This window comes from Corallococcus sp. AB018 (assembly GCF_003986945.1).
GTDB lineage: Bacteria > Myxococcota > Myxococcia > Myxococcales > Myxococcaceae > Corallococcus > Corallococcus exiguus.
Genome location: NZ_RAWR01000309.1, coordinates 1 through 9,000, shown reverse-complemented (window position 1 = coordinate 9,000; position 9,000 = coordinate 1). Strand labels below are relative to the sequence as shown.

Genomic DNA, 9,000 nt, shown 5'->3' with positions numbered 1-9,000 from the left:
CATCCGCCGGCTGCTGACACGCAGCCGGCTTTTTTGCGTCTACTTCGTGCTGGAGGCCCCTGCCTCCCTTGAGGCTCAGTAGCCAGTCAGCCTTCACCCCTATTCCGCGCAGACCTCCTGTCGGACAGGTTTGGACCGGGCGGGCCCGGACAGGGCCGCCCCTGGTTGCGCAGCTCACTGCACACGCTGCATGGGGTCAGGGGAGCCCCTTTCCCTGGAGATTCGCGGGGTTGAGGGGGGCATGACCGTTGCTGAAGGCTCGGGGTACGGTCCTCCGCGATGGCGCGGGGGAGCCGCACCGTCTTTCCGGAGACCTTCATGCGCCGCATTGCCTTCGCTGCCCTCGCCGCCCTCGCCACCTCCGCCTGTGGGGACAACCTGCCCACCCAGGAGGAGATAGACGACGCGAAGGCCCGCGTGGAGCGGCTGGCGGCCTCCACGCACCAGGTGCGGGGCGCGTTCGAGATGCTGGGCCTGATGCCCGTGTACACGTGCGGCGAGCCCCGGCGCTCCTTCCTCAACCGCGCAGTGGAGGGGCTGAGCGCCTCGGTGACCTGCGCGACCTTCCGGGTGCAGGCCGTGGACGCCGTCACCGACTCCGTCGTCGTGTCCTTCCCGTCCGCCTGTGACGTGCACGGCCTGCGCTTCACCGGACGCGCGGTGCTGGAGTACCGCGGCGGCGAGGACCTGATGGAGATGAAGGCGGACCTGCGCGAGCTGGCCGTGGATGGCCAGACGCTCCAGGCCAAGGTGGGCTACGGCACGTGCGCGGACGAGACGCGCCTGTTCGCGGAAGTCGAGGGCCAGGTGCCCGGCCGCCAGGGCCACAGCTTCTCCATCAACAGCACCGTGGGGAAGCGCGACGGGCTGCCCATCATCGGCGGCACGTCGCTGGTGTTCGACGGTCCGGGCGAGCTGACAGGGCCGAACGGGACGGACCGCATCACGCTCACGTCGCTCGAATATGAAGTGGGCAACTACCTGCCCAAGGAGGGCACCGCCCTGGTGGAGACCGCGGACGGGCACCGCCTGAACTTCGCGTTCCAGCCGGTGCTGTGGCGCGTGGGCAAGGTGGAGGTCACCGTGGACGAGAAGGACCCGGTGACCGTGCCCGTCGTGCGCTGACGCCTACTCCTGGAACGACCGGGTGAGCCGGGCGATGGCGCCCGGTAGACCCCTCACGCGCAGCCGGCTGCCCGTCTCGTCGTAGGCCTGGGACACCACGGTGGTGTGCTCGTACACCTCGCCGATGCGGGCCTGCCGTGCGTAGGGAATCACCAGGTCGGCCTCCACCATGGAGGCCTCGAAGAAGGCGATGACCTCCCGGCGCAGCATGGCCACGTCGTCCGGCCGGTGCGCGGACAGGAAGATGGCTTCGGGGTGCTCGGCCCGGAGCGCTTCCTGCACCGCCGCGTCCAGCCGGTCCACCTTGTTGAAGAGCAGCTTGCCCGGCACCACGTCCGCGCCAATCTCCCGGAGCACCGTGCGGGTGACCTCCAGCTGCGCGGCCCAGGTGGGGTCGGACGCGTCCACCACGTAGAGCAGCAGCGACGCCTCCAGCGCCTCGTCCAGCGTGGAGCGGAAGGACGCCACCAGGTCGTGCGGCAGTTTCTGGATGAAACCCACCGTGTCGGAGACGAGGATGCGCGGCCGGGTCTCCGGCTGCATCGCGCGCACCGTCGTGTCGAGCGTGGCGAAGAGCTGATCCGCCACCAGCACCGTGCTGCCCGTGAGCGCGCGCATCAACGACGACTTGCCCGCGTTCGTGTAGCCCACCAGCGCCACGCGCAGCTGGTCCCGGCGCGCGTAGCGGCGGTGGTCCTGGTCCTTCTGGATGGCGGCCAGGCCCTCGCGCAGCTCCGCCAGCCGGTCGCGAATCTTGCGGCGGTCCAGCTCCACCGCCGAGTCACCCGAGCCGCGGCCCTGCTGGCGCTCACTGCCTCCGGAGGATTCACGAAGGCGCGGGGCCAGATAGTTGAGCCGGGCGATCTCCACCTGCATGCGCGCCTCGTGGCTCTTGGCGTGCCGGTGGAAGATGTCCACGATGACGCCCGCGCGGTCCAGCACCTGCACGCCCGTGGCGCGCTCCAGGTTGCGCAGCTGGCCGGGGGACAGCTCGTGGTCCACGACCACCACGGTGGGCCTGGGGCCCGGTTCGACGGCGGTGGCCTCCGCGTCCGCGTCTGATTCCGCGTCCGGGAAGGCGTCGTCGTCCTCGTCGGGCGGCTCGGCTCCGGGTCCGTTCGGGTCCGCGTCGCCGGGAGCCACCGGGGCGTCCGGGTCCTCGGGCTCCGCGTCGGCTTCGGCCTCCCACTTCTCCCGCGCCTTCGACGTCTTGCCCTGCGCGCCGGACGGGATGACGCCCGTGCCACCGGTGAGCTCGGACAGCTCCTTGAGCTTGCCGGAGCCGAGCACCGTGCCGGTGGCCAGCCGCTGCCGGCGCTGGGACACGGTCGCCACCGCGTCGAAGCCCAGCGTGTGCACCAGCCGCTTCAGCTCCGCCAGGTCCGCGGCATGCGCTTCATCCGTCACCCCGGGAAGCTGGACACCGACGAGGACGGCGCGTGGGCGCTCGGGAAGGGTTTTCGCCATGCATGGGCTCGTAACACGCCGGGCCCGGCCGTGCCTCTGCATCGCTCATTCAATTTTCCACTTATTCTTGAATAACCAGTTTAAAAGCAACTCAATCCCAGACATTGAGACAACCTCGTCACCGCGCTCCCGTCGCGGTCTTCCCCATCCCCCGGAGTGAAATGAAGAATCGATTCCTCACACTCGCAGTGATGACGCTGGTAGGCGGCTCCGCCTTCGCGGAAGCGCCTCCGAACCCGGCGGACCTGCGCCGCGTGACGAAGGCGCGCGAGAGCCTGGTCCCCGCCGTGGAGAAGGCCTTCGGGCCCAAGGCTCGCTTCGTCCAGCTCTTCGGCCAGGGCCGGGAGATGCTGGCGGGCATCGTCGCGGAGATCCCCGTGGAGCCGCTGGGGACGGATGACCTCCCGCTGCTGGCCATCGTCCGGTACGCCGAGGACACCGGCGCGGTCCGCGTGGTGGCCCCGGAGTTCAAGTACCGCGAGGCGCGCATCGTGGGCCAGGAGGTGGCGCTGCTGGACGGCGAGGGCACCCTGCGGCTGCGCGACGCGAACGGCCGCGAGCGGCTGCTCGCCGAGCAGGTGGGCGGCGACCTGTTCCCCACGGCGAAGGGGGACGCGCTGGTGGCCACGCTGAAGACGGGCGCCCCGGGCCCGCATGAGACGGCGGTGGGCATCATCGACATGAAGGGGCGCGTGAAGGTGCTGGCGGACGGCCCGGGCGTGGACGCGACGCCGAGCATCTCCCCGGACGGCAAGACGGTGGTGTTCGTGTCGGGCCGGACGAGCGTGGCGTCGTTCTTCGTCACGACGGTGGAAGGCGCGGAGCCCCGGCAGCTCACCAACGTGGGCCTGGAGAACTGGATGCTGTTCGGCGGCCCGCCGAAGGAGTTCGTGCCCCCGCCCGTCTCCAGCCACCACATGGAGTGGGTGGGCGAGGACGTGCTCCGCTACAACGCGGGCGGCGGCGTGTTCTGGACGCTCAACGTGCGCACCGGCCACGCGGCCGCGGACGTGGGAGGTGCGAAGTGATGCGCCTTCAGCGGCTCATGGTGGTGGCGGCGTTCGCGCTGCTTTCGCTTCCGGCGGTCTCCTCCGCGCAGACGATGTTCCGCTTCCCCGCGTCGCAGCTCGCGGATCAGTGCGGCAACGGCGGCTGCACGGTGAGCGCGTACAAGGACTACGGCGGCCGGGACTACGCCTGCGGTGGCGTGCGCTACAGCGGCCACACGGGCACGGACTACGCGCTGGTGGGCGGGTTCTCGAAGATGGACTACGGCGTCTGGGCGATGAACGCCGCCCGGGGCTACGTCGAAGCGTCGGTGGACGGGTACTACGACCGGTGCAACTACTGGAACCAGTCCAATCCCTATGCCGCGTGCGGCCTCTACACGGCGAACTACATCATCATGCGGCACCCGGACAACACGCAGACCTGGTACTGGCACCTGAAGGCATACACGCAGCAGTTCGCGCGGGGGACCACGCTCGCCTGCGGCAACTGGATTGCGCGCGTGGGCTCGTCCGGCGCTTCCACGGGACCGCACCTGCACTTCGAGTACTACGTGCCGGGCTACGGCACGGATGACCCCTACGCGGGCTCCTGCGGCACGCCCTACACGCGCTGGACCTCGCAGGGCGCGTACCGGGGGCTTCCCGGCATCACCTGCCAGTAGGCCGCGGGGCCTGTCGGGACGGGAGAGGCCAGGGAAGGCCCTCCCGTCCTGAACCGGGCGTCGCGCGGATGAAAAAGCGGGAGCGCCGGGGCGAAGTCGTTAGCGTGTCCGGGAACCCGCGGGACTCTCCCCCGTGGCGCCGGAAGGAATTGCCCGTGGTGCTTCGTGGTGATGTCGCCGTCCTGCTGGAGAACGCCCCTGCGAAGCGCCAGGCGCTGGCGGAGGCCGCGTTCGTGTTCTTCGCGGTGCTGGGGCCCTCCTCGGTGGCCCGGCTGGGCCGAGGGGCCGCCGTGGCGGTGGAGCTGGCGCTGCTGGCGTGGGGGCTGATGCTCCTGCGGCCGTGGGAGTCCTCGCGGCGCGGAGCGTGGTGGGGCGTGCTGGGCCTGATGGTGGCGCTGGGCGGCGCGGGCGCGGGCGCGTGGGTGGCGTCGGACGCGGAGATGACGAAGGGCTTCTCGCTGTCCATGGCGCCGCTGGTCATCCGGGCGCTGGGCATGTGCCTGCTGGTGGCGGTGCTGATGTGGCGTGACGGTCAGGGACCCGCGCAGGTGGGGCTGGTGCGCGAGGGCTGGGCGCGGGAGCTGCTGCTGGGCGGGGGGGTGCTGGTGGGCACGTACGTGGTGCACCTGGCGGCGTCGGTGCCACTGGCGGCGGTCGCGGTGGCGTTGAAGCTGGCGGGCGCGGAGCTGGCGGCGCGCAAGGGCGTGGCGGCGGCGCTGCTGGACACGGGACTGAGCATCCCGGCGTTCGCGGCCATCATGGTGGTGGTGACGGGCTTCGAGGAGTTCGTCTTCCGAGGCTTCCTGGTGCCTCGGCTGAAGGTGGTGCTGGGAGGCTGGGTGCCGGCCATCCTGGGTGCCGCGGTGCTCTTCTCCGTGGGGCACTTCTACGAGGGCACGCTGGCCGTCTTCCAGACGTTCGTGATGGGCGCCTGGTTCGGCTTCGTCCTCTGGTACCGGGGACGGCTGCTGCCGCTCATCGTGGCGCACGCGGCCTTCAACACCATCAGCTTCGCGCTGATGCTGTGGCTGTCGCGCTCGGGCTTCCTGGAGAAGCTGCCGCCCCTCTGAAGCTCGGGCTCAGGACTCCGTGCCGTACTCGAAGCCCTCGTAGTCGAAGGCTCGCTCGATGGACTTCAAGTCCGCTTCGGTGCCGCCACTGTGGCTGACGACTTCGCGCCAACGGGACGACACGCGGGACTTCATCGCGTCGATGATCCGGGAGGCTTCGCCCCTGGACAATCGGAAGCGCGCGCATTCGCTCAAGAGATTGCGCCGGTTGGCGCGGCGATGCTGGGCGCTTCCCACCCCCATCGCCAGGTCGCGTTCCGTGCTGGCCTGGGGCGCCGGGGTCAGGTCATAGGCGGGCGAGAGGTTCCAGTGGGCATCGGGGGCGATGAGCGCATGGTTTCGGGGATGGTCGTCGATGTTCGAGATGAGCGCGTTGAACACCATCCGGGAGAACAGCTCGCGCAAGTCCTCGTCCGGGTCGCGGACCCAGCGTTTCAATTCATCCGCCAGCAGGAGGTATGACCAACTCCTGCGCTCGCGCGGATCCGCACGCGGATCTTCATCCGCACGCAGCACCGTCAAGGCGCTGACCATCCGGTGACGCAGGTAGTTCGGACCAGTACGCTCCCGGTCGAAGCGGCGCACGAGGAGCACGTCCTGCCCCGCGACCCGGATGAGCCTCCCGGAGGCGGCGCGAAGACCACACTCCCGTGCGAGCTCCAGCATGCCGTGCTCGACCACGGCGTTGTTCCACCGGTCGCTTCGCGATGGGAACTTGGCGATCCACAAGCCGTCATCGTCCTCGACGACGTTCTTGGGACGCGCGCCGCCCATGGAGCTGCCGGGCTGCACCAGCGCGTCGACCTGGGGCGACGGCGGCAGTCCCTGTTCAACGCGGCCTGCCTCCTCGAGCAGCTGCCGCAACTGGAGCACCTTGTTGAACTGATGAACGGGAGCGGGCGGCGTGGTGCTCTCCCCGAACGACAGTGCGCCCGCGCGATCCTCCGGCGAGTTGAGCAGGAAGCCGACCTCGTTCAGGTCCCCGCGCCCCAACTGCCGCTCGATGACCCTGCGTCCCCAGGCATCCGGAGAAGCGTCTCGCAGCGGACCGAAGATGCCTCCCAGCCTCGCTGTCGTGAAGACGCCTTCACGCAACGGAAGCTCGAATGGATCCAGCGCGACAGCGCGGGGGTTGGACAGGTAGCTCCTGCCGTAGACGAATTGCCCCACGCCGTCCTGCTGCACGTAGCGTCCGCAGGTCACGACGTCGAGCGACGCCGGAAGCTGGAGGTACACGTAGCAGCCGGACGGGTCAGAAGTCGTCATCGAGGTCCCCCTTCGCCTTGAGGTCCACCCGCGCGGGCTGGCGCGCGGACTCCAGCGTCTTGCCCTCTTCATCCCGGTCCGGCGAGGCCAGGTCGTTGAACTCGCGCTCGAGCCCCAGCGCCCAGAGAACCGTGAAGTAGGCGCTGAGCGCCGTGGTGGGGCTTCCCTCCTCGATGCGACGGATCGTGCCGAGTGCCAGCCCCGTCTTCTTCGCGAGGTCCAGCTGCCGGAGCCCCCGCCGGCTCCGGGCGCGCTCGATGTTCTGCCCCAGGGTGGCGATGGACCGGGCCACGGCGAATGGCGTCGTGTCGTGGGTCAGGTTCTGGCGAGGCATGACCAATAGATTGGTTCTAACGGCGACTTAAAATCAATCTATTGGTTCTGACTACGCCAGCGCTCCGGGCATCAGCTCGGACGCCAGCTCCCTCACGAGCCTCCGGGCCACGTCCGCGGAGGGTAGCCCGGAGTGGCGAGCCACTTCGTCCGGCAGGTGGCTGGACGCCGCGTCCTGCTCCAGCTCGCGCCAGGCTTCGCGGCGGGCCGCGTCCACTCGCTCGCGGGCGACCGGAGACAGTTGCTCCATCGCCCACACGTCGATGGCCCAGGACAGCTCCGCGTGCCTCAGTTCATCCGGGGCGATGGTGCCCAGGGACTCGCGCACCTGCGCGTCCTCCGCGCTCCGGGCCTGCCAACCCGCCAGCAGCGCGCCGTAGGTCTCCCGCACGCAGCCCTCCACCGCGTTCTCGATGGCGAGCGACTCCAGTGACCGGGCCCGGAAAGGCTCCACCTTCAGCTCCGGCATCGGGGCTCCGTGACGGCGGGCCAGCGACTCCATCGCTTCCGCGTGACGGACCTCGTCCTTCGCTGAACGCCTGGCGGCCCGCACCAGGTGCTCCGGGGCCCCGTGCACGGCCAGCTCGTCCGCGAGCCTTTCGAAGGCCGGCACGGACGCGGCCTCCAGGTGCGCCATCCTCGCGAAGAGCGCTCCCAGCGCGGGCGTCTCCGAAGCCACCGCGCCGTCGCTGCACAGTCCTTCCGGCCTCCGGCCCTCGCAGAGAAAGTGGGCCTCGCAGCTCACCTGTTCGATGACGCCGCCGTCCTCCCCCACCTCGGTCCCCTGGACGCGAGCACAGGGCGTCCTGGCCCCGAGCGCCTCGCACAACTCCTCACAGGAGGTGTCCTGCGTGGGGACGCTCCCGTCACGCAGGGTGGCGGGAAGTGGGAAGGTCTGCTGCTCCCAGTTCTCATCCGAATCACAGCCCCACGTCGAGGAGCACCCCAACCCCAACGTGGCGACGGGCGCGAGCAACCACAGACGCTTGAACACGGGACGCAACTTGCCGCGAGACATGCGGACTCCTGCTTCCATCACGAACCCGCCGGCCCTCGGGCAACCGCAGCCTACATGAATCCTTGTCAGGCCTGCGGTGTCTGGGTCTGCGCGGAGCGCCGCCGCAGCCAGTTGCGCAGGAAGGCCTTCACCTCCGGGTGCTGCGACTGACGGAAGTGGTCCGGCGGGCCGTACTCCACCACCTGGCCCTCGTGCATCAGCGCCAGGTTGTCCGCCGTGCCGAAGGCGGAGGCCACGTCCGGCGTAATCACCAGCGACGTGGCGCCCAGCTGCTGCTTGCCCGTGGTGATGATCTCATTCACCGCCGCCGTGGTGAGCGGATCCAGACCCGCCGTGGGGTCGTCGTAGAGCAGGATTTTCGGCTGGAGGATGGTCGCGCGCGCGAAGCCCACGCGCTTCTGCATGCCGCCGGACAGCTCTCCCGGGAAGCGCGTGGCCGCGTGCGACAGGCCTACCTTCCCCAGCGTCTCGTTCACTGTCTTGGTGATGTCCGGCTCGGACATCTTCGTGCGCTCGCGCAGCGGGAACGCCACGTTGTCGAAGACGTTCAGCGAGTCGAACAGCGCGTTCGCCTGGAAGAGGATGCCCAGCTTGCGGCGCATCTGGTTGAGCTTGGGCTCGTCCATCTTCGCCACCTCCTCGCCCTCCACCAACACCACGCCCCGGTCCGGACGGATCAGGCCCATGATGTGCTTCATCAGCACCGTCTTGCCGGAACCGGACACGCCCATCAGCACGCAGGTCGTGCCCTCCGGCACCACCAGGTCCACGCCCCGGAGCGCGGGCTGCCCGCCAAACGACTTGTGCAGGTCCCGCACCTCGAGGGTCAGCTTCGGCGCCGGCTCACGGCTCGCGTCACTCATCGCTCCGGAACCCTACCGCGCACGCCCCGCCGGCCGCTCTGGATTCACGCTTGCCCGCTCCCCCGCTTCCGGCGCGCGCGGCGCATCCCGAGGCCCCACAGCCCCAGCGCCAGCAGGCCCGTACCCGCGGACACCCCCAGGAAGACACTTCGCCCCAGGCCCCCCGCGGCGGGCCTCACCGGCACC

9 protein-coding genes are annotated in these 9,000 nt (G+C 69.8%); 4 read left to right on the top strand and 5 right to left on the bottom strand.

What is annotated here, in order from left to right; all coding sequences use genetic code 11:
* Positions 1-318 precede the first annotated feature (318 nt).
* Entirely contained in the window at positions 319-1,125 is an 807-nt protein-coding gene (locus tag D7Y11_RS39535) for a hypothetical protein (protein ID WP_126936273.1), read from the top strand.
* A 3-nt stretch (positions 1,126-1,128) separates the two neighbouring features.
* Here D7Y11_RS39535 and hflX read toward each other — a convergent pair whose 3' ends face one another.
* Positions 1,129-2,592 (bottom strand): GTPase HflX, encoded by a 1,464-nt coding sequence (gene hflX / locus D7Y11_RS39530; protein WP_126936272.1) that lies wholly within the window; start codon positions 2,590-2,592, stop codon positions 1,129-1,131.
* Positions 2,593-2,753: 161 nt separating this feature from the next.
* Here hflX and D7Y11_RS39525 point away from each other — a divergent pair, with 161 nt between their 5' ends.
* The 3 genes from D7Y11_RS39525 to D7Y11_RS45280 all read left to right on the top strand — a co-directional run bounded on the left by D7Y11_RS39525 (position 2,754) and on the right by D7Y11_RS45280 (position 5,334).
* Complete coding sequence (locus D7Y11_RS39525; protein ID WP_126936271.1) at positions 2,754-3,620, top strand: PD40 domain-containing protein; 867 nt, start codon at positions 2,754-2,756, stop codon at positions 3,618-3,620.
* Positions 3,620-4,264, top strand: a complete 645-nt coding sequence (locus D7Y11_RS39520) for a M23 family metallopeptidase (RefSeq protein ID WP_120580842.1) — start codon at positions 3,620-3,622, stop codon at positions 4,262-4,264. The genes D7Y11_RS39525 and D7Y11_RS39520 overlap by 1 nt, the downstream gene beginning before the upstream one ends.
* 155 nt (positions 4,265-4,419) lie before the next feature.
* Positions 4,420-5,334, top strand: coding sequence for a CPBP family intramembrane glutamic endopeptidase (locus D7Y11_RS45280; protein ID WP_306770491.1), 915 nt, complete (start codon positions 4,420-4,422; stop codon positions 5,332-5,334).
* A gap of 9 nt (positions 5,335-5,343) precedes the next feature.
* On the opposite strand, the gene D7Y11_RS39510 is transcribed toward D7Y11_RS45280, so the two are convergent.
* The 4 genes from D7Y11_RS39510 to D7Y11_RS39495 form a co-directional block, all read right to left on the bottom strand.
* The gene (locus D7Y11_RS39510; RefSeq protein ID WP_126936270.1) at positions 5,344-6,600 is read right to left on the bottom strand and encodes a type II toxin-antitoxin system HipA family toxin; all 1,257 of its coding nucleotides are present in this window, start codon (positions 6,598-6,600) and stop codon (positions 5,344-5,346) included.
* Complete coding sequence (locus D7Y11_RS39505; protein WP_126936269.1) at positions 6,587-6,934, bottom strand: helix-turn-helix domain-containing protein; 348 nt, start codon at positions 6,932-6,934, stop codon at positions 6,587-6,589. Before D7Y11_RS39505 ends, D7Y11_RS39510 begins: the two co-directional genes overlap by 14 nt.
* Before the next feature lie 51 nt (positions 6,935-6,985).
* Positions 6,986-7,951 carry a hypothetical protein gene (locus tag D7Y11_RS39500; RefSeq protein ID WP_126936268.1) on the bottom strand — a complete coding sequence of 322 codons (966 nt, stop codon included), beginning with the start codon at positions 7,949-7,951 and terminating at the stop codon, positions 6,986-6,988.
* 65 nt (positions 7,952-8,016) lie between these two features.
* Complete coding sequence (locus tag D7Y11_RS39495) at positions 8,017-8,814, bottom strand: ABC transporter ATP-binding protein (RefSeq protein WP_120581540.1); 798 nt, start codon at positions 8,812-8,814, stop codon at positions 8,017-8,019.
* Positions 8,815-9,000 lie beyond the last annotated feature (186 nt).

What these genes read in the sequence shown, in the direction of transcription:
- D7Y11_RS39535 (WP_126936273.1), top strand. Translation starts at nt 319, where the DNA reads ATGCGCCGCATTGCCTTCGCTGCCCTCGCCGCCCTCGCCACCTCCGCC.
- D7Y11_RS39505 (WP_126936269.1), bottom strand. Translation starts at nt 6,934, where the DNA reads ATGCCTCGCCAGAACCTGACCCACGACACGACGCCATTCGCCGTGGCC.
- D7Y11_RS39520 (WP_120580842.1), top strand. Translation starts at nt 3,620, where the DNA reads ATGCGCCTTCAGCGGCTCATGGTGGTGGCGGCGTTCGCGCTGCTTTCG.
- D7Y11_RS39525 (WP_126936271.1), top strand. Translation starts at nt 2,754, where the DNA reads ATGAAGAATCGATTCCTCACACTCGCAGTGATGACGCTGGTAGGCGGC.
- D7Y11_RS39510 (WP_126936270.1), bottom strand. Translation starts at nt 6,600, where the DNA reads ATGACGACTTCTGACCCGTCCGGCTGCTACGTGTACCTCCAGCTTCCG.
- D7Y11_RS39495 (WP_120581540.1), bottom strand. Translation starts at nt 8,814, where the DNA reads ATGAGTGACGCGAGCCGTGAGCCGGCGCCGAAGCTGACCCTCGAGGTG.
- hflX (WP_126936272.1), bottom strand. Translation starts at nt 2,592, where the DNA reads ATGGCGAAAACCCTTCCCGAGCGCCCACGCGCCGTCCTCGTCGGTGTC.
- D7Y11_RS39500 (WP_126936268.1), bottom strand. Translation starts at nt 7,951, where the DNA reads ATGTCTCGCGGCAAGTTGCGTCCCGTGTTCAAGCGTCTGTGGTTGCTC.